Source organism: Prevotella melaninogenica (assembly GCF_018128065.1).
Lineage (GTDB): Bacteria > Bacteroidota > Bacteroidia > Bacteroidales > Bacteroidaceae > Prevotella.
Window position 1 is genome coordinate 1,379,225 of the sequence record NZ_CP072359.1, and the last position, 19,987, is coordinate 1,399,211.

Below are 19,987 nucleotides of genomic sequence, written 5' to 3' on the forward strand. Positions count from 1 at the left end.
AGTTGTGCTGTTGGTAAGCACCATGCGTGTTGAGACCGTACACAGAATGTGTTTACCGCGTTTAATATAATGATAGTTATGATAAATAAGATTTATAAGACTCTTATTATCTTCCCTTAATAAGTAGAATGAATAAGAGTGATTATCATCTATGAATGACATTATGCATTCATAGATGACAAGGAAGAAGAGTGAAACGTATTAATCACTAAGAATTTCTGAAGGTTTGTCAACGAATATCGTACCACCATGTTTAATTAAGTAATCTTTATCACGGAATCCCCATAGTACACTGATGCATGGCAGATCACAATTTTTAGCCGTCATTATATCCACATCACTGTCACCAATATATACAGCATTATCCTTTGAAGCACCTAATTGTTTAAGAGCTTCTAACACAGTGTCAGGTGCTGGCTTCTTTCTAATGCTATCTCGCTCTCCTATTGCTACTTCAATCGTATCGGGGAAGAAATGTTTTGCAAGTTCTTGTGTTGCAGCATAGAACTTATTACTTACAATAGCAAGTTTTTTGCCACGACGTTTTAATTCACATAATAATTCAGGAATCCCTTCGTATGGACAGGTTGTGTCAAGATTATGCTCCATGTAATGTTCACGAAACTTGCCGTAAGTTTCTTCAAACTTAGGATTATTAATACCATTAGGGATAGCACGTTCCATGAGTAGTTTTACACCATTTCCCACAAACATACGTACCTCCTCTACTGTTCTTTCAGGCATCCCTGCCCAGCGAAGTGCATAGTTTGTACTTGCTGCCAAGTCGTCTAAAGTGCTCAGCAGCGTGCCATCTAAATCAAATATATAAGTTTCAAAATCTTTCATTATTCTTTTGTTTGCTTCTGACAAAAATACACAATAATACAGACAAAAGGTTATCTTTTCTCTTAAATTTCAAAAAAGAAGTAATCAAATTCGCAAGTCATTGCTCGTTTTGTGCTTTAAAATTGTAACTTTGCACCTCGGATATATAATGTAATAACGATGGTAAAATCTAAAGGAAAGAACAAAGGGACAACATCCCGCTGGATTATTGTTACTATTTTTGCGGTATTAGCGGGTGTAGCATACTTTCTATTCTTCTCGGGAATGTCTCGCACAGGAAAGGAGAATTATGTTCTCATTGATGAAGATGATAATATAGACTCTGTATATACTAAGCTTCAACCAATCTCAACTCCTCAAGGTTTTTGGGTCTTTAAGCAACTTGCGGGTATTATGGGATATGCTGATAAGATTCGCCCTGGTAGATTTGTAGTGGGTTCTTCGGGTTCTCTCCAGACCTCACGTCATATTATTAATGGGCTTCAGGCACCTGTGACTGTTACGATTAGATCAGTAAGGACCATAGAAGACCTTGCTACAGATGTGAGTAAAAAGTTGATGTTTACACGTGCAGAACTTCTGTCACGTCTTAAGTCAAAGGAAGTTTGCAAGAAATATGGTTTCACAACAGAAACAATCCCTGCAATGTTTATTCCTAATACGTACGACTTCTATTGGAACACTTCGGTTGACAAGTTCCTCGATAAGATGAGTGAAGAAAATAAGAAGTTCTGGAACTTTGAACGTAAAGAGAAGGCTAAGCAGGCTGGTTTTACGGAAAGTGAAATTGTGACGCTTGCAAGTATTGTTGACGAAGAAACGGACAATGAAGCAGAAATGCCAAAGATTGCAGGTATGTATATCAATCGTCTACATATTAAAATGCCGTTGCAAGCGGATCCAACAATTAAATTTGCAACAAAGAATTTTGCTGCTCATCGTATCTATCAGAAATGGTTAACGATTGATAATCCATATAATACCTATAAGTATCGTGGTCTTCCTCCTGGACCAATTCGTATTCCCTCAGTGGCAGCGATTGATGCTGTGCTGAATTATGTTCATCATGATTATATCTATATGTGTGCTAAGGAGGATTTTAGCGGCACACATAACTTTGCTAAGACATACGAAGAACATCAAGTGAATGCTGCAAAGTATGCTAAAGCATTGAATGAACATGGTATTAACTAAGAAGGGGTTTGTTTACTTATAGCCAAATATGCATTTAGAATTTACCAATAGCTTGCCAGAGATTATCCTTTGGCAAGGGTGATTCTATGCAAATATTCTCTTTTGAGACAGGGTGAATAAACTCAATGCGATGGCTCAATAAACAGATACTACCATCTGGGTTAGAACGCGGAGCACCATATTTTAAGTCACCTTTTATAGGGCAGTCCATGTTAGACAGTTGACAACGAATCTGATGATGGCGGCCCGTCATCAAGTTAATCTCTAATAATGTGTAACGGTCTGACTGGTTGATTACTTTATAATGTAAAATTGATTTCTTAGAAGTTGGTACCTGATGGTTATAAGCGTAACTCTTATTTTGTCGCTCATTACGTACAAGCCAGTCGATTAGTGTAGCTTCCGATTCAAGTGGTGGACGTGTTACAATAGTCCAATAAGTTTTATGTATCTCCCCATTGCGGAACATATTATTAAGCCTTGTGAGTGCTTTTGACGTTTTTGCAAAGACGACTAAGCCTGCTACAGGACGATCCAGCCTATGTACAATACCTAAAAACACATTGCCAGGTTTCTGGTATTTCTTCTTTATCCATTGTTTGACAATCTCTGATAAAGGTTCGTCACCTGTTTTATCGCCTTGAACTATCTCGCCTGCTTCTTTATAGACGATGATGATATGGTTATCTTCGTAAAGTACTTCCATAGTAAGAAATGCCTTATAGAGTTCTAAAATAAAAGATTATCGGTATTAACAATTATAGAGAAACAGCTTAATAAAGTCTTTTGTCTGAAGTGTATGTGTTAGTAGAAATGTCTAACCTACTTATTTTAATGAGTCAAAGAGATTTATATAAGCAAAATAATTTCTTCCCTCCCTACCCTTTCGGCGTTACGATATGGAGGGAGGGAAGAAGCTTTACATATTCATGCCACCATCAACCTGAAGGACCTGACCTGAAACATAGCTTGACAGTTCAGAACCAAGGTAAACAGCTGTGTTAGCTATATCTTCAACGGTACCACCACGGCGGAGAGGAATCTTTGAAATCCATTCTTTACGGATATCATCATTCAATGCCTGTGTCATAGCTGTATCAATAAAGCCAGGAGCAATAGCATTTGCACGGATACCCTTTGGCCCCATCTCTTGAGCAACACTCTTAGCCAAAGCAATCATACCAGCCTTTGAAGCTGCATAGTTAGCCTGACCAGCATTACCATGAACACCAACTACACTTGCCATGTTGATAATGCTACCACCACGCTGACGCATCATTACTGGTACACAAGCGTGAATGAAGTTGAAGGCACTCTTAAGGTTTACTGCAATAACAGCATCCCACTGCTGCTCAGTCATACGAAGCATAAGACCATCTTTTGTAATACCAGCATTGTTTACAAGGATATCAATAGAACCAAATTCTTCCTTAACCTGCTTTACAACCTCTTCAGACTGTGCGAAGTCTGCGGCATTACTTGCATACCCCTTAGCTTTTACACCAAATGCGGCAATTTCAGCCTCTGTAGCTTTACCATTCTCGTCGATAACGAGGTCGGTGAATGCAATGTTTGCACCCTCCTCTGCAAATTTTAATGCGATAGCCTTACCAATACCACGTGCAGCACCTGTAATTAGGGCTGTCTTACCTTCCAATAATTTCATGTTGTTTTGATTTATATTGTTAGTTTAAAAGTTTATGAATATACAAGCTAACTGAAATAAAATAATAGAATAAATGATTTACTTCAGTCCACTTTTTCCTAATGCACCATACACAACCTTGGCCACAAGTGGACGTGAAGACTCCTCGGTAAGTCCATGACCTAAGCGACCATAGATAAATGGAACCTCAAGTCCTTTGATACAATAGTGTGTGATGTCAGCTACAAGTTCAACATTTTCAATATCAAAATCGCCATCTTCTTTGGCATCTGAATAAACCTTGCGGAAGAGTTCTATTTCGTCTTCATCAAAGTTTTTACGTGCTTTCTCTACCATCCAAATATTCCTAAAGAACTCTGCACGCAAATTACCATTACGCATTACAGTTTCTTTAATCATACTAAGATGAGTGTAAATTAGCTCAATGATTTTATCCTGAGGACTGATATTCTTTGCAGCTACTTCATCCAACTTATCCGATAGACGCTCCAGTTCAGCCTCAATAACAGCATAATACACATCATCCTTACTCTTAAAGTAAGTATAGAGTGTACGTCTACCTTTACCGGATGCCTTAGCGATGTCATTCATCGTTGTGTTTGCAATGCCATTTTTTGCAAAAAGTTGGCGTGCCACGTCAACAAGTTTTTGTCTGGTTTTTGATATTGACATAACCTTGTAATTAACTATTTAGTAATTTGCACATCGCAAATCTAATGTGCAAAAGTATAGATTATATCCCACATTCGCAAATTTATACGAACAAAAGTTCTTATATTTTAATCTTTTTATCCTAAAGGTTGTTCTGTTTTACCTTAAAATAGCTTTTGAAAAGCATAATAAGTCTCATCTGAATAGTAGATAACAGCTTCTTTTTTCTTATTAAATTATTGTATAGGTTATCTCTTTTCTATCAACATATAGCAATGTGTTTAACCCTCAACACCAATCGTGTTGAGCATGAGCACCACTTGTGTTGGGCAACAACACATTGCTTGAAAATGAATAGAGAGGTACTTTATAGTGATTCTATATAAAGCAGAATACTATAAAGACTGACTTATAGAGTAATGTTTACCGTACAGCACTGATTAATAGTAGGGGTGATTTGGGGGCGTAAAAATTATCCCCCGATTCACATCGAGGGATAACAACAACACAAACACAAAATAAAGCAGGATACACCTGCAATATTGTTTTGCTTACTAATCTTAGACTTTTATTAATCGTAAAAAATGAATTCTACATAATTCCGTCTTCTCTGAGCTTCTCCTGCCATTTCCAAGCAGTTGCAAGAACATCAGCCAATGGTGTATCAGCTTTCCAACCCAATACGGTATTGGCTTTGGTGCAATCACCCCAAATCTTTTCGATATCGCCTTCACGACGTGGACCATACTTCCAATTCAGTTTCACACCAGTAGCCTTTTCAAAGGTTTCTACAATCTCCTTTGTAGAGTTTCCACTACCAGTACCAATGTTGAAGTATTCAATCTTATCTGTATCCTGGTCAAGTACGCGTGCCATTGCTGCCACGTGTGCCTTTGCCAAGTCAACAACATAGATATAATCACGGATACAAGTACCGTCTGGTGTATCGTAATCTTGACCGAAGATGGTCAATTCCTTTCTGATACCCATAGCAGTCTGTGTGACGAAAGGAATCAGGTTATTAGGCACACCGTTTGGTAATTCACCAATCAATGCAGATGGGTGTGCACCGATAGGATTAAAATATCTCAATACGATACTCTTAATATCAGCACCGCTATGAATATAATCTAAGATAATTTGTTCGTTGATTTCTTTTGTGTTACCGTATGGAGAGGTTGCTTTCTGATGTGGAGCATCCTCTGTAACAGGAAGATTTTCAGGCTTTGGCTGACCATATACTGTACAAGAACTTGAGAAGATAATTCCCTTTACGTTGTACTTAGGCATCAGTTCTAATAGGTTTAATAATGAAACAATATTGTTTCTGTAATACATCAAAGGCTTTTGTACACTCTCACCTACTGCCTTAGAGGCTGCAAAATGAATAATACCTTCAATCTTTGGATATTTACGGAAGACTTTTTCCGCAGCTTCATAATTACGGAGATCAACCTGTTCGAAAGCTGGTTTTACTCCTGTTATCTTCTCTATACCATCTAACACTTCAATCTTAGAGTTAGACAAGTCATCAACAATAACGACTTCATATCCAGCCTCTATCAGCTCAACACTTGTGTGCGAACCAATAAATCCAGTTCCACCAGTAACAAGAATTGTTTGTTTCATTTTATTTTGATTTTCCTATTTTAGGCAATTTTATTTTAATGAGTTATGATGCAAAGATAATGTTTTTTTTATAACCATCAAAAAAAGAACGTAAAAAAAAGTGTTCATATATACAAAATCGAAAACTTTTTGTATATTTGCCGTTGTTATAAATAAACATATACCAAAGGACATGACGGAAACTGAACAGACCCAGCAACAGATTGAGCGTTTTTTGAGAAAAGTTGCACAGAAATTTACTGCTAATGATTGTGATAAGCCAATGACAGATATTCATTTGCGTGTATCACAAGACAGTGGTGACCTTATGGCTTTTGATGATAGCGATAATGAGATTACTCGCTGTGTTATCAGTCAATGGATTGATAACAAAAGTGATAACTTTTATCAGGAAGTAGCCACTATCTTACGTTCAGAACTTAATCGTATTAAGTGCGTTATAGAGAATATGTCAATCATGAAGCCTTATAGCTTTATCCTTGAAGATGATGATAGGAATAATATCTCAGAGCTTTATCTTGTTGATGACGACTTTGTTATTATCGGTGGCGACCTCATGCATGATTTGGATAATGACCTCGATAACTTCCTCAAAGATTTACTAAGCGACGAAGAATGAAAAGATTAGTCTTTATATTTATCTATTGTTTAGCTTGTTTATTCCCCCTTTCTATCTCTGCACAGCGACATGAGATTAATGATGATAATATTCGCTCATTGCAGGTTGTCGCTAACCATAAGTGGATGGAGCTACCAATTATGGTTCTCAATGATGGAAAGATGTGTATAGACTTTGATGACCTTACGCATACTTATCGCCGTTTGACCTATCGGTTAGTGCATTGTGAGGCTGATTGGAAACCTTCTGTCGGACTCTTTGAAAGCGATGTCGTTGACGGTTTTATTGCAGGAAACACAATAGATGATGTAAAGGAATCAATACTTACAAACACTCTTTATACGCATTATCATTTGGATATTCCCAATGATAAATGTCGTCCTAAGCTGTCTGGTAATTATCGTCTCTCTGTATATGATGAAGATGATAATAGTGTTGACCGCCCTTTACTTACAGCTTGTTTTATGCTTACAGAGCCAGCAGAGAGCTCTATGGGGGTCAGATTGAATATAACAACACAAACCGATCAGTCGATTAATCGAGAACATCAACAGGCTGAAATGCAGGTTGATTATGGTAATTACATGGTGAGTAATCCGCAACAGCAAATCAAGACAGTTGTATTACAAAATCGTAACTGGCTCGATGCCCGTTGGAATAGTAAACCGCAATATGTCATGTCAAATAGTTTACGATGGGCACACAACCAAAATTATATCTTCTGGGCAGGTAATGAATATAGGAAGTTTGAGATTCTTTCAACCGATGTCACTACTATGGGAGTAGATAAAATCAGTTGGGATGGTAAGAATTTTCATGCTAACCTCTTCCCTACTACCCCTTTTTTGAACTATCTTTATGATGAGGATGCAGATGGAGCGTTCTTGATACGTAACTCGGATAATGTAGATATCAATACAACGAGCGATTATATACTGACTCACTTTCAGTTAAATACACCTTTCCCCTACCCTTACAGGATATTCTTGAATGGTGATTGGACATACGATCGGTTGCTTCCTGCTTATGAGATGACCTATAATACTGCAGGGGGATATTATGAGGCTGTTGTTCCTTTGAAGTTGGGATATTATAATTATCAGTTCCTTGCAACAGATGAGCAAGGCAGACTCTCGTCTTTCAGAGTTGATAATAGTCACTATCAAACAGAAAATAGCTATCAAGCACTCGTTTATTTTCGTCTGCAAGGAGGACGTACTGATAAACTTGTTGGCTATGCCAATGTGAGGTTTATCAAAAAATAAAGGATTAGTTTACTGTACAAAGAAGAGGTTTCTGTGTTTTGAAAACAACTGATATTTAATGTTTTTCTTTTGAAAAATTATGACACAATTTTTAATATTTTCTGTCTTAAAACATTAAAAATATTTCATTTTATTTATCTTTGTAACTATCAGCAATTCAGCTGATTACAGAGCCGTATTTTAAAAGGTGCTTAATAAGAGTTCAAAAGAGCCTTAGTTAGCGTCCAAAAGGGCATCTTTTACAAGCCAATTGGGCGTTAATTCAAATGCTATTAGGCATCTATTGACATGCTGTATGTGAATTTATTTTACAAACAAACATGCGTTAAATATTTTATGTATGGTTATTTGTCATCAAAATCATGTAACCTATTTGCTAAAGATTACCAAAAAGAATCATCAACTTATCAAAGAAGATAGCAGCTAAAAATCTTTTTTCGATAGAAAGTCAAAACTACAATGAAATTCGGCAACTCTTTTTTCAAATAATAAAAGCCCTCTTTTGACTGAAATTTATGCTTTAATTCAGCTGATAATCAACAAATATTAGCTACCTTTGCAGAAGAAAACTCCTTTTAAGATATGAACAACAGATACATGATGCGCGGCGTAAGTGCTGCCAAGGAAGATGTGCATAACGCCATCAAGAACATTGATAAAGGTCTTTACCCACAGGCTTTTTGTAAAATTATTCCTGACATTCTTGGCGGAGATCCAGCGTATTGCAACATTATGCATGCCGATGGTGCTGGTACAAAGTCTGCACTGGCTTACATGTATTGGAAGGAGACGGGCGATTTAAGCGTATGGCGTGGCATTGCACAGGATGCTATCGTAATGAATACAGACGACTTGCTCTGTGTGGGTGCAGTAGACAATATTCTTGTAAGCTCAACTATCGGTCGTAACAAGATGCTTGTACCGGGCGAGGTTATCTCTGCCATCATCAATGGTACCGATGAACTCTTGGCAGATATGCGTAAGATGGGCATCGGAATCTACCCTACTGGTGGTGAGACGGCTGATGTTGGCGACCTTGTTCGCACAATCATCGTAGACTCAACTGTTACTTGCCGTATGCGTCGTGAGGATGTGATTGACAATGCAAATATCCGTCCAGGTGATGTGATCGTAGGTCTTTCTTCTACGGGTCAGGCTACGTATGAAACACGTTATAATGGTGGTATGGGTAGCAATGGTCTTACGTCTGCGCGCCATGATGTGTTTGCTAAATATCTTGCAAAGAACTATCCGGAGAGCTATGACCACGCTGTTCCAGAAGAGTTGGTTTACAGTGGTAAATATAAGTTGACCGATACGGTTGAAGGAAGTCCTATCAATGCTGGTGAATTAGTGCTCTCTCCTACACGCACATACGCTCCAGTTATCAAACGATTATTAGATGAATTGCGCCCAGAAGTTCATGGTATGGTTCATTGTACAGGTGGCGCACAAACAAAGGTGCTGCACTTCGTAAACGAAAACTGCCGCGTTATCAAAGATAATATGTTCCCAGTCCCTCCTCTCTTCCGTGCCATTAAGGATTGTAGCGGTACAGACTGGAAAGAGATGTATCAGGTCTTCAATATGGGACATCGTATGGAAATCTATGTACGTCCAGAAGTTGCTGACCAGGTTATCGCTATCAGTAAGGAGTTCAACATTGATGCACAGGTTGTCGGACACATCGAAGAAGGCAAGCGAAGCTTGACGATTAAGAGTGAGTTTGGCACATTTGAATATTAAGAGATTATGACTATAAAAGAAGCCATATTAGTTAGTTTGAAAGATTTCCCCCAAGGAGCAATAGCAAGGGAAGTCTATCAAAATATAATAGATAAAGGTATCTTTAAGTTTAATATAAATGCAAAGACTCCTGATGCAACTGTATCTGCTAACTTGGTTACAATGGCAAAGAAAGGAGATACTCGTATTGGGCGTTTTAAAAATGAGAAAAATGTATATTGTTACTATCTTAGTGACTACGCTAAGAATATAGGAAATATAACAGCCTCGCAAACTCAAAAGAGTGATATATCTAATGTAACATTTCATGAGCGAGACCTTCACCCTCTTCTTTGCTGTTTTTTACATCATCAAGGAATTATGGCAAAGACCATTTTTCACGAAAAGTCAAAGAAAGATGATGAGCATCAAAAATGGATACATCCAGACATAATCGGAGCAAAGTTTGTCGAACAAATAAATACTGTTAGTAATTCGTTATTTAAGGCAATAAGTAAGAAAGATTCTTTACGACTATATTCATATGAATTAAAACGTAAGATCGATAATGATTATGAACTAAAGAAATGTTTCTTTCAAGCTGTTTCTAATTCGAGTTGGGCTAATAACGGATATCTCGTTGCTTTCGAAATCAATGAAGACCTTAAAGATGAGCTTGCACGTCTTAATCATTCTTTTGGTATTGGTTTCATTCTACTAAAAGCTAATCCATACGAGAGTCAAATTTGGTTAGAAGCTAAAGACCGACAGATAGACTTTAAAACAGTTAGTAAGCTTTGCGAGATTAATCCAAACTTTAAAGATTTTATTAAATCTGTTGAGGCAGCATTAACGGCTGACGAAAAGCATTTTACAGCATCGAAAGCCGCATTAGAAAACATTTGTGACAAATTCCCCAAGTCAGATGGAGAGATACAGAAACACTGTATAGATAAACATATCCCAACTAACGAAGAAGAGTTTACAGAAGAAATATAAGAAACTTTTTAAAAGATTATGATAGATAACAACAATATATTACAGAAACTCGACGGACTTGAAGCCCGTTACGAAGAAGTATCAACGCTTATCACCGATCCTAATGTCATTGCTGATCAGTCACGTTATGTGAAGCTGACAAAGGAATATAAAGACCTTGGCGACATTATGGATGCTCGCCACCGTTATATCACTTGCCTTACCACTATCAAGGAAGCAAAAGATATTATTGCTAACGAGAGTGATGCAGAGATGAAAGAGATGGCACGTGAAGAGTTAGCAGAGAATGAGGAACTTCAGCCAAAGCTCGAGGAGGAAATCAAGTTACTGCTTGTTCCTAAGGATCCTGAGGATGCTAAGAATGTTCAGATGGAGATTCGTGGTGGTGCAGGAGGTGATGAGGCTGCCCTCTTTGCTGGTGACCTCTTCAATATGTACAAACGTTATTGCGACAAGAAAGGCTGGAAGCTCTCTATCACTTCTGTTTCTGAGGGTACTGCAGGTGGTTTTAAGGAGATTGACTTTGCCGTTGAGGGTGACAATGTATATGGTACATTGAAATATGAATCAGGTGTTCATCGCGTGCAGCGCGTACCTGCGACCGAGACACAGGGACGTATGCACACATCTGCAGCGACGGTAGCTGTATTGCCAGAGGCTGATAAGTTCGAGGTAAACATCAACGAAGGTGATATCAAATGGGATACTTTCCGTTCCAGTGGTGCTGGTGGTCAGAATGTAAATAAGGTTGAGTCTGGTGTCCGTCTACGCTATCCTTGGAAGAATCCTAACACAGGAGAGGTTGAAGAAATCCTTATTGAGTGTACTGAGACACGTGACCAACCAAAGAATAAAGAGCGTGCGTTGAGTCGTCTTTATACTTACATCTATGACCACGAACACCAGAAGTACGTTGATGACATTGCAAGTCGTCGTAAGACATTGGTATCAACAGGTGACCGAAGTGCAAAGATTCGTACATACAACTACCCACAGGGGCGTGTTACTGACCATCGTATCGGTTTCACAACTCATGACTTACAAGGTTTCATGAATGGTGAAATTCAGGACATGATTGATGCTTTGACAGTTGCAGAAAATGCAGAAAAGTTGAAAGAAACAGAGTTATAATTCATTTTTAGGAGGCAAATGGTTCGTGTATCTGTTATGCACATTACTTACGGACATAAATCATACGCTTCTTAAAATACTCTTTTGATCAAATCTAAAAAGATAACCTTTATGAATAGACAACAGTTAATCAACGAAATTTTCACCAAGAAGACGTTCCTATGTGTAGGACTTGACACAGATATCAATAAGATACCAGCACATTTGAAAAATGAAGATAACCCAATCTTTACTTTTAACAAGGCAATTATTGATGCTACAGCACCTTATTGTGTTGCCTATAAACCTAACCTTGCATTCTATGAGTGCTATGGTTTGAAAGGTATGTTGGCATTTGAGAAGACCATTCAATACATAAAGGAAAACCACCCAAACCACTTTATCATCGCTGATGCAAAACGTGGCGATATCGGCAACACATCTAAGATGTATGCTCAGACTTTCTTTGAAGAGTATAACCTTGATTCAGTTACCGTTGCTCCTTATATGGGTGAAGACAGCGTAAAACCTTTCCTTGAATATGAAGGAAAGTGGGTGATTTTGCTTGCATTGACAAGTAATAAAGGTAGTCATGACTTCCAGTTGACAGAAGATAAGCAGGGGGAACGCCTCTTTGAGAAGGTTTTGAAGAAGTCACAGGAATGGGGAACAACCGAAAAACTAATGTATGTTGTTGGTGCAACACAAGGCAAGATGTTTGAGGACATTCGTCGAATAGCTCCAGAACATTTCCTTTTGGTTCCTGGCGTTGGTGCACAGGGAGGCAGCTTGCAGGAGGTTTGTAAGTACGGAATGACAAAAGACTGTGGACTGCTTGTAAATTCATCACGTGGTATTATCTATGCAAGTACAGACACTGACTTTGCAGAAGTAGCAGCTGTTAAGGCAAAAGAGTTGCAGGAAGAGATGGCTGTTGAACTTGAGCATATCACGAAATAACGATATACCTATATAATAAAGAATAAGGCTCAGTAGACAAAACTAAGATATTGTCGACTGAGCCTTTTTATGTATCTCTAATTCTGAGAACTAAAAACGATATCCAAATCCTATATTAAGATAAATCGGATAAAGCCCAAAGCTAATCGTCTTAAACTCGCTTTCAAAGATGTCATTGAAAGCCCATGTAAGATCAGCATTGACTGTAAAGTGATTAAAAGCACGCCATGTTGCCCCCATCTGACCACCCCACTGGAAGTGACGGAGATTAGAAGAGAAATCATACGAAGCTGTATTACCGTTTGCAAAAGTCAGTTTCTCACCAACAGGAGTACCTTCACGCAGATAGCCATCGCTCACATGACCCGTGAACTGACCATCTAACTTGATAGCAGAGTAAAGACCTGCACGCACTTTCCAACGTTCACTGATACGATAGTTTGCCATAACAGGAACAGTGAGGAGTGTCGTATTATAGTTTGTCTTTACATAACCTGTCCAATAACCAGCTACACGACTACCATCATTGAGGATCTCCATGCTGTAGTTCTTCACATTTGCACCAGTTATCATACCCTTCTCTTCAAACTTCAAGCCAGCAGAAACACCCCATTTTTGGTCCTTACCGAGCCACTTTGTGACAGTTCCTTCCAAAGTTCCATTAAATTTTGGACTGTAACTACTAATCTCTCTGATTTCTACAGGTAAAGGAAGAGGAGATGCACCACCAATGTTCACACCAGCTTTCACCTCATATTCCCATCCATTATGGTCCGCAACATCCAGTGAAGAAGTGCGATCTGTCTGTGCAAAAGCTGTCATCGTGCAGCTCATTGCAGCAATTGCAACTGTTATAATATGCTTTTTCATTTGTCTTTTTTATCTTTATATTTTATATGTCAACTCGTGAACTTATATAACTTGTCTAACTTGTTTAACTTGTAAACCTGTCAACTTATCGACTTGTCCAACTTGTCAACTTCAAACGTCTATTACTCTGAGTACAACTTTAGTTCATCAACATAAAGCGTACTACCGACTGCACCATTGAAGACTGCACCATCCTTACTTGATGACATGATGATAGCAAGGCTATACTTACCATTCTTCAACTTCTCACTGTCTATAGTACGACCTGCTACAGGCTCGAATGAGATAGAGAAACGTGTCCATTCTTCTGTTTCCTTGGCATTCTTGAGCTGTGCAAGAAGGACAATACGATCACTGGTCAGCGAATTAGTACCATCAAGATATTCTACCCCATCGCCAGTTTCAAAGAACACAGCATATATAGCAAGACTATCCTTACGATCCTTAATCTCCTTTTTATTCTTATCTTGGAACTTCTCGCCAGCTTTGTACTTATAATAACCAATCAATTCCTTTGGCATCTTGTAGAATGGACGACCAAAGTGAGTTGATTTTGCAGGATTACCCATATCAATCTGGAAATCACCTGTAAAGAGGTTACCTGCAGCTATCGGCGCACCGAACATAGCTCCAAGAAAACCCGTACTAACAGTTGTCAACTTTAGACACTTACCAACATAGCCATCTTCTGCCTGACTTGTAGGATATTCAGTAGCCTTACTATTACCCATAAGGAATGAAACACCAGAGTTACCACTTCCCCACTCTGCAAGATTACCATCAGCGGTCTTATCAACAAAAGTATGATACTTACTGGTTGAATCTTCTTTGAGAGTTTCAAAATGGAAATCTGTTGCAACATCGTTACTTACAAACGAAACTTTATAAGTTTTTTTCCACTGTCCGTCTTGTGAGGTCACTGTATAACTCTGAGGCTGTGTAAAGTCTAATGCCGTACCATTCTCAGGCTCAATCTTTGCGCCTTCGGTGAGATTAAACTTCGGTGCCAGATTGGTTAAATCTTCCCAACCATTAACATAGAAAAGAACTTCATTATTCGTTATAACAGGCTTACGGACAAGTTTTGTTCCGTCAACCGTAACATCTGTAATATCAGCTTCTGCATTTAAAGCTTCTTCCCTAATGCAAGAAGAAAGCATAAGTCCTGCCATCATTGCAAGAACCAAAGGTCTAATTAACTTCATTAGATTGTACTATTAATTATTGAAATATAGACGAATTATCTGTGCAAAGGTACATAAAAAAATATTTATAAGAAAGTATTAGAGCTTTTGATAACCAAAGCAAAGAGAAAATTGCTGCAGTCATCAAGGATGGCAAAAGACATCAAGGAGAGTTCGTTTAGCTATACCCTATAGTAGACGAAAGACGATATTTTTAAAGGAATACATATCCTTAACAATTATATTTTTAATTATGGCGTAATTGTCGACGCAAATACGCTTTGTATAACATGTGCCACCATCGTGAAATTGGACGTCCCCAAATGGTTTCAGATGGAAAGTCAATTGCAAAATGAAGGTTTCTATATATTTCTAAGAAATACTGTGAGTAAACCGATTTACCTGCAAATGAATAACGATGATCATGAAATCCGAAGTTTCCTGCCATTAATATTTCAGAAACAAGAATTTTACCGATTCTATGATTAGGCTTCATCAATAAGTATTTGTCTGGTAGACCAAGTATCTCTTTCATCACATACATCACAGCTGCAGTAAACTTATACATCCCCACATCTTTAAGTATACGAAGTGTTTCTAAACGTTCATCTTCGGTGATACCACGTAATAACAAATAATAATAGTCAATCATCTGCCTTAAACCGATACCCTCAAAAAAGAAATGGTGCATCAAGTGAGACAATTGAAAAATACGATTAAAATCATCTGTTACTGTGTAAATTTCACCCAAGCCATCAGGTAACTCAGTTAGATGTTTAAACTGATTCTTCTTGCATTGTTCAAAATATCGGCGCAATTTGTATTCATGCCATAAGTTACCCATAAATGAAGGGAAAAAATGTACTTCTACTGGAGTTTTAAAATAACTAAGTTCAATGTGATGATATCCAATCTCTCCATTTTTATCTAACTCACGAGAAATGCGTATAATGTCTAATGTTTTTGCATTAGTCCAAAGGTCAATATCGCCTGACGTACGCATATATGGATCTGGATACATCAACGCATTAGTTTGACCTTTTAAGACACAGCTATGAACACCATATTTCTCTTGTAATAATATTGTAAGTGCGTTTGCATCTTTATAGGTTTGTCTATTAGCTTGCTCTATAAATGAGCAAGCACTATACCATTTAAATATCTGTTCTTTGTTAGGACGATGTGGCGAGTTTGATAGTCTCTTTATACCATAAAATAAAACACCAAGAATTGCCTGTTTTTTGCCAAATTTATAGAGTGCATCCCAATCCATTTCTGCCAAATAAGCAGGTTCCTTAGCATCTTCCTTTAAGCAAAAGCGCAAGAAATCGAAGAAAAGGGCAAAAGAATCTTTTTTCTTATATTCCATTGAGTTAATTTAAATTATACAACCTCACAAATAAATTATTTGTCGAGAACAGAGTATTTACTATTGTTACTTACATACTCTGGTACAATTTCTTTCATTTTCTCAACGATTGCCATATCGTTGTAAGTGTGACTCAAAGCTATAAGTGAATCAATTTGTTTGTTTACTTCATTAAAATCATACTCACGTACCTCAGCAATACGAATCTTCTCATGAAAACTTGGAAGTGTATTCTCGGTCGTACTCAAAACCTCTTCATATAGCTTCTCACCTGCACGTAAACCAGTATATTTAATCTCAATATTCTCTGCACCAGAAAGCTTTATCATTCGTTTAGCAAGATCTGCAATTCTGACAGGTTTACCCATATCGAATACGAAGATTTCTCCTCCACCTCCATGGGTACCTGCTTCAAGCACTAACTTACATGCTTCTGGTATCAACATGAAGAATCGAATAATATTAGGGTCAGTAACTGTTACTGGACCACCAGCCTTAATCTGTTTCTCAAACAATGGAATAACAGAACCATTAGAACCCAATACATTACCAAAACGAGTGGTAACAAATTGTGTTGTGGACTTTCCATTTGCTTGTTCATTAATCATTTTGTTAAGACTCTGACAATAAATTTCACAGATACGCTTTGAACACCCCATAACATTGGTTGGGTTGACAGCTTTATCAGTCGAGATCATAACAAACTTCTTAACGTCATATTTTACGCTTAGGTCTGCAATAACTTTTGTTCCCCAAACATTATTTTGTATACTTTCTGATGGGTTGTTTTCCATCATTGGTACATGTTTATACGCTGCAGCATGGAATACATAATCAGGCTTATAAGTTTGGAAAATCTTCTCCATTCTGTCTTGATTAGATATACTTGCAACAATTGTATGTGCTTTAATATCAGGCCATTCAAATTGCATCATCAAACGAATATTATGCTGCGGTGTTTCAGCCTGATCAATAAGAATAAGTTCTGCTGGCTTATAAATAGCAATCTGACGTACCATCTCTGAACCAATACTACCAGCAGAACCTGTAATCATAATTTTCTTATCATGCAACAGATTTCCTATAGAATCCATATCAACATTAATCTGGTCACGTGGAAGCAAGTCTTCAATACTAATTTCCTTAAGCTGTACCTTAGTATAATCATCATTCTGACTCCATCCTTTCTCTGTAGAGCTCATGAAGATTTGGATACCAAGAGATAAGAGTATATCTTGCAATTTCGTGTCATTACGAAAACGTTCATTCTGCAATGGAGAAACCAAAACAGCCTTTATCTTTAACGATTTAATACGTTCTGCAAGATTATCATCAACAAGATAGATTTTCTCACCCATTAGCATTTTGCCTTTTATTGAAGGGTCATGAGCGATAAAACCTTTCAAAAGAAATTTACGAGGCTTGTCACTTCTAATATTTTTAGCCAAACCAACACCACCGTCTTTTACACCATAGATGAGTGTACGAATACCTTTATCTGTATTAAATAAAACATCATAAAGTGATTTTGTTAATATACGGAAAGTCATCATACCAATAGTTGCGACAAGATACATTGCTGCAATCTGTCTTCCTTGAAGTCGAACAAACACAAGGTCCCAATGATAGATAACATAATGCATTACTTCTGCAACAACAAGTGAAAGGAGCATTGCTAATACGACTCGCTGTAAATCGACAAAGGAAGAATAGCGAATAATACCTGAGTATGTACGAAAAATTCTAAAACCAATAAGGTTAAAAATCATGTACATAAATATCGTTTTGCTCAATAATAGAATATGCTGAGGGGATACTGCACCATGATAGTAAAACCAGAAAACAAGGATACCTGAAAAATAACAGATAGCAATGTCTATGGCCAAAATAACCCAATATGGTAGTGCATTCTTCGAAAGATACCAATTCAATAACTTGTCAAATACTTTCATAATCACTTTAAATAGTTTAAAAGTAATTACTCATTTATAAATAATGAGCATTTGTTGTTCTCTCTTAGTAGAAAATTCATTTTATGATGCAAATATACTCAAAAAATATTAAATGATATACATCAAACTCTTAATATTTGATTTAATTTATCTAAAAAGTTGGCTCTATAACCATCATTTGCTGTTGTGCTGATACTCTGCACATGTGGTGCAGGTGCTTAGCACATATGGTGCGGAGGGTTAACACCACATGTGCGGAAGGTTAAATTCACTATGATATATGGATGACAGGGGATGAATTGTGAGCAAAATGTTGTAATACTAAGAATAAACAGGAGATGTGTAGAAGCTTGTTTAGCGAAAACTCCTTTATACTTGTAGGTTAATCCGTCTTCATCTGTTCAGTCATAAAACCTTTAAACATAGGAACGCTGGCAAGGAAAAAACTATTTACCCACACGATTCGTTATAGAGCCAAAAAGTTCTATTACTTCATCTTATATCCATTTGGATATGGTAAAGTCCTGCATAAAGATTAGGCTGGTGAGTAAAAGTGACAATAATCTCATGCTCATCATAATTCATTGATTTTGTGTTTGGTTCAAGAATAAAATTTCCATTCTCTGACTTATAGTCAACATCTCCAAGCGTTTTATATCCAGCTTTGATTGCTTCTTGTGCAATAAGATACATTTCCTCTTCTGACCAAGTGAAGATATTAATTCGTTCTATGAGGAGTTTGTTTTCTATAATTGTACCAAAATATCCTATTTGCCTTGGCTTAGTTCCTGTAACTTTGTCCTTACCATTCTGCACATCATAAATCATGTTATGATGGAAGATTACTTCCTTCTGTGTACCGAAGCCGTTAATAATCTGTGAAGAATTTAATAGAAAATTATGACTAATGGCTGTTAACACGTCTACACCCTTTAAGCGCTCATTCTCTCTACTTAACAGACTATGAAGATATGCAAAATTAAATCTTCCTTTTTGTGACATAGTCATTTCTAAAGACTTCTCTTTCTTAATCAGTACTACTTTTTCTTCAGAACTATCTGGGTATTTTATATTAGCAACATATTTATCTACTGTTGACACATGACTTGAAGCATTTTTTTTAATATTGTCATCAGCAGGTTTTGTACTCTCTTGTTTTACCAAGTTATCTTGTGCAGGTTGGAACGTTTTAGAATCTTTTGTAAGTGGTGTATTTGTTTTTGTAACATCCTTTATCCCATTCTTATCTTTTGTTGTTACATTTTCCCTTGCTTTAGATATACTTTTTGATTGTGCCATAATCAAAGTTTCGTCGTGACGATACCGCTCACAGAATTCATCTTCATTAGTATTCTTATCAATGTAATGGTCTTTACCACCTTTTATCTCATTGACTTTAGTACCATTACGCCAAATAGTAGTGTATTCTAAGCGCCCATTCTCTGTATAAGTATAACACGGACCATCAAGTAGTCCATTACGATAAGATAATTTCATTCCAATATTTCCACTTGGGAAAAATGACAAAGCACGACCATTAGCCTTACCATTCTTATATTGTAATACAGACTCTACCCTACCCGATTTATGAAATGTTCTACACACCCCATTCAATACTGTGTTGCGATCATTCTGTTTATTTATACTTATATAATGTTTCTCAGCCTGTAGTTGTCCTGTGATATAATAATCATAAAACATCTTCTGCCCCTTGTCATCAACAGCTAAAACTCTATAATAAGAAGCTTTGTCTGCACTACTGACACCTTGCCACTGACTATTATAGAAAAAAGCTCCATGAGGAATATAAGTCCGTGCTACACGTTGTGCTGTAGCCACAGAGAACAAGCTACTTACAAGTATAATAAAGTACAAACGTTTCATATCAAAGTCTCTAAATTACTTGCAAATATACACCATCGAACACAAAAAAAAGAATTTTCTTCTG

At 37.2% G+C, this 19,987-nt stretch carries 17 protein-coding genes; 7 read left to right on the forward strand and 10 right to left on the reverse strand.

The annotated features are described in order from the left end of the window. Positions 1 to 201: 201 nt before the first annotated feature. Positions 202 to 846: an HAD family hydrolase gene (locus tag J5A56_RS05560; RefSeq protein ID WP_021671575.1), complete on the reverse strand. Its 645-nt coding sequence runs from the start codon at positions 844 to 846 to the stop codon at positions 202 to 204. 159 nt (positions 847 to 1,005) lie between these two features. Here J5A56_RS05560 and mltG point away from each other — a divergent pair, with 159 nt between their 5' ends. Further along, positions 1,006 to 2,040: an endolytic transglycosylase MltG gene (mltG, locus tag J5A56_RS05565; RefSeq protein WP_021671576.1), complete on the forward strand. Its 1,035-nt coding sequence runs from the start codon at positions 1,006 to 1,008 to the stop codon at positions 2,038 to 2,040. A 34-nt stretch (positions 2,041 to 2,074) separates the two neighbouring features. Here the strand turns inward: mltG and J5A56_RS05570 are convergent, their stop codons facing one another. From J5A56_RS05570 to galE, 4 genes are all read right to left on the reverse strand, one after another. Then, entirely contained in the window at positions 2,075 to 2,746 is a 672-nt protein-coding gene (locus tag J5A56_RS05570; protein WP_021671577.1) for an RluA family pseudouridine synthase, read from the reverse strand. Positions 2,747 to 2,959: 213 nt separating this feature from the next. Further along, on the reverse strand, positions 2,960 to 3,706 hold the full coding sequence (gene fabG, locus J5A56_RS05575) for a 3-oxoacyl-[acyl-carrier-protein] reductase (protein WP_021671578.1): 747 nt from the start codon (positions 3,704 to 3,706) through the stop codon (positions 2,960 to 2,962). A gap of 78 nt (positions 3,707 to 3,784) precedes the next feature. Further along, positions 3,785 to 4,378 (reverse strand): TetR/AcrR family transcriptional regulator, encoded by a 594-nt coding sequence (locus tag J5A56_RS05580; RefSeq protein WP_021671579.1) that lies wholly within the window; start codon positions 4,376 to 4,378, stop codon positions 3,785 to 3,787. A gap of 570 nt (positions 4,379 to 4,948) precedes the next feature. Then, positions 4,949 to 5,986 (reverse strand): UDP-glucose 4-epimerase GalE, encoded by a 1,038-nt coding sequence (galE, locus tag J5A56_RS05585; protein WP_021671580.1) that lies wholly within the window; start codon positions 5,984 to 5,986, stop codon positions 4,949 to 4,951. Between the two features lie 172 nt (positions 5,987 to 6,158). On the opposite strand from galE, the gene J5A56_RS05590 reads away from it, so the two are divergent. The 6 genes from J5A56_RS05590 (at position 6,159) to pyrF (ending at position 12,664) form a co-directional block, all read left to right on the forward strand. Next, positions 6,159 to 6,605 (forward strand): hypothetical protein, encoded by a 447-nt coding sequence (locus J5A56_RS05590; protein WP_036919500.1) that lies wholly within the window; start codon positions 6,159 to 6,161, stop codon positions 6,603 to 6,605. Beyond that, complete coding sequence (locus J5A56_RS05595; protein WP_021671582.1) at positions 6,602 to 7,870, forward strand: DUF5103 domain-containing protein; 1,269 nt, start codon at positions 6,602 to 6,604, stop codon at positions 7,868 to 7,870. Before J5A56_RS05590 ends, J5A56_RS05595 begins: the two co-directional genes overlap by 4 nt. A gap of 582 nt (positions 7,871 to 8,452) precedes the next feature. Beyond that, positions 8,453 to 9,616, forward strand: coding sequence for an AIR synthase-related protein (locus tag J5A56_RS05600; protein WP_036919503.1), 1,164 nt, complete (start codon positions 8,453 to 8,455; stop codon positions 9,614 to 9,616). 6 nt (positions 9,617 to 9,622) lie between these two features. Continuing rightward, on the forward strand, positions 9,623 to 10,594 hold the full coding sequence (locus J5A56_RS05605; protein ID WP_021671584.1) for a hypothetical protein: 972 nt from the start codon (positions 9,623 to 9,625) through the stop codon (positions 10,592 to 10,594). An 18-nt stretch (positions 10,595 to 10,612) separates the two neighbouring features. Beyond that, positions 10,613 to 11,725: a peptide chain release factor 1 gene (gene prfA / locus J5A56_RS05610; RefSeq protein ID WP_021671585.1), complete on the forward strand. Its 1,113-nt coding sequence runs from the start codon at positions 10,613 to 10,615 to the stop codon at positions 11,723 to 11,725. Between the two features lie 111 nt (positions 11,726 to 11,836). After that, entirely contained in the window at positions 11,837 to 12,664 is an 828-nt protein-coding gene (pyrF, locus tag J5A56_RS05615) for an orotidine-5'-phosphate decarboxylase (RefSeq protein WP_021671586.1), read from the forward strand. 90 nt (positions 12,665 to 12,754) lie between these two features. On the opposite strand, the gene J5A56_RS05620 is transcribed toward pyrF, so the two are convergent. The 5 genes from J5A56_RS05620 to J5A56_RS05640 form a co-directional block, all read right to left on the reverse strand. Then, on the reverse strand, positions 12,755 to 13,534 hold the full coding sequence (locus J5A56_RS05620) for a porin family protein (protein ID WP_021671587.1): 780 nt from the start codon (positions 13,532 to 13,534) through the stop codon (positions 12,755 to 12,757). Positions 13,535 to 13,656: 122 nt separating this feature from the next. Further along, positions 13,657 to 14,739: a PCMD domain-containing protein gene (locus tag J5A56_RS05625; protein ID WP_021671588.1), complete on the reverse strand. Its 1,083-nt coding sequence runs from the start codon at positions 14,737 to 14,739 to the stop codon at positions 13,657 to 13,659. A gap of 226 nt (positions 14,740 to 14,965) precedes the next feature. After that, positions 14,966 to 16,087, reverse strand: a complete 1,122-nt coding sequence (locus J5A56_RS05630; RefSeq protein WP_021671589.1) for a nucleotidyltransferase family protein — start codon at positions 16,085 to 16,087, stop codon at positions 14,966 to 14,968. 35 nt (positions 16,088 to 16,122) lie between these two features. Further along, entirely contained in the window at positions 16,123 to 18,039 is a 1,917-nt protein-coding gene (locus J5A56_RS05635; protein WP_021671590.1) for a polysaccharide biosynthesis protein, read from the reverse strand. 492 nt (positions 18,040 to 18,531) lie between these two features. Continuing rightward, entirely contained in the window at positions 18,532 to 19,923 is a 1,392-nt protein-coding gene (locus J5A56_RS05640; protein ID WP_021671591.1) for a toxin-antitoxin system YwqK family antitoxin, read from the reverse strand. Positions 19,924 to 19,987: the final 64 nt, after the last annotated feature.

Coding starts and splice junctions, on each gene's coding strand:
- J5A56_RS05580 (WP_021671579.1), bottom strand. CDS start 4,378: ATGTCAATATCAAAAACCAGACAAAAACTTGTTGACGTGGCACGCCAA.
- mltG (WP_021671576.1), top strand. CDS start 1,006: ATGGTAAAATCTAAAGGAAAGAACAAAGGGACAACATCCCGCTGGATT.
- J5A56_RS05595 (WP_021671582.1), top strand. CDS start 6,602: ATGAAAAGATTAGTCTTTATATTTATCTATTGTTTAGCTTGTTTATTC.
- J5A56_RS05640 (WP_021671591.1), bottom strand. CDS start 19,923: ATGAAACGTTTGTACTTTATTATACTTGTAAGTAGCTTGTTCTCTGTG.
- pyrF (WP_021671586.1), top strand. CDS start 11,837: ATGAATAGACAACAGTTAATCAACGAAATTTTCACCAAGAAGACGTTC.
- fabG (WP_021671578.1), bottom strand. CDS start 3,706: ATGAAATTATTGGAAGGTAAGACAGCCCTAATTACAGGTGCTGCACGT.
- J5A56_RS05635 (WP_021671590.1), bottom strand. CDS start 18,039: ATGAAAGTATTTGACAAGTTATTGAATTGGTATCTTTCGAAGAATGCA.
- prfA (WP_021671585.1), top strand. CDS start 10,613: ATGATAGATAACAACAATATATTACAGAAACTCGACGGACTTGAAGCC.
- J5A56_RS05620 (WP_021671587.1), bottom strand. CDS start 13,534: ATGAAAAAGCATATTATAACAGTTGCAATTGCTGCAATGAGCTGCACG.
- J5A56_RS05630 (WP_021671589.1), bottom strand. CDS start 16,087: ATGGAATATAAGAAAAAAGATTCTTTTGCCCTTTTCTTCGATTTCTTG.
- J5A56_RS05600 (WP_036919503.1), top strand. CDS start 8,453: ATGAACAACAGATACATGATGCGCGGCGTAAGTGCTGCCAAGGAAGAT.
- J5A56_RS05570 (WP_021671577.1), bottom strand. CDS start 2,746: ATGGAAGTACTTTACGAAGATAACCATATCATCATCGTCTATAAAGAA.
- J5A56_RS05605 (WP_021671584.1), top strand. CDS start 9,623: ATGACTATAAAAGAAGCCATATTAGTTAGTTTGAAAGATTTCCCCCAA.
- galE (WP_021671580.1), bottom strand. CDS start 5,986: ATGAAACAAACAATTCTTGTTACTGGTGGAACTGGATTTATTGGTTCG.
- J5A56_RS05625 (WP_021671588.1), bottom strand. CDS start 14,739: ATGAAGTTAATTAGACCTTTGGTTCTTGCAATGATGGCAGGACTTATG.
- J5A56_RS05560 (WP_021671575.1), bottom strand. CDS start 846: ATGAAAGATTTTGAAACTTATATATTTGATTTAGATGGCACGCTGCTG.
- J5A56_RS05590 (WP_036919500.1), top strand. CDS start 6,159: ATGACGGAAACTGAACAGACCCAGCAACAGATTGAGCGTTTTTTGAGA.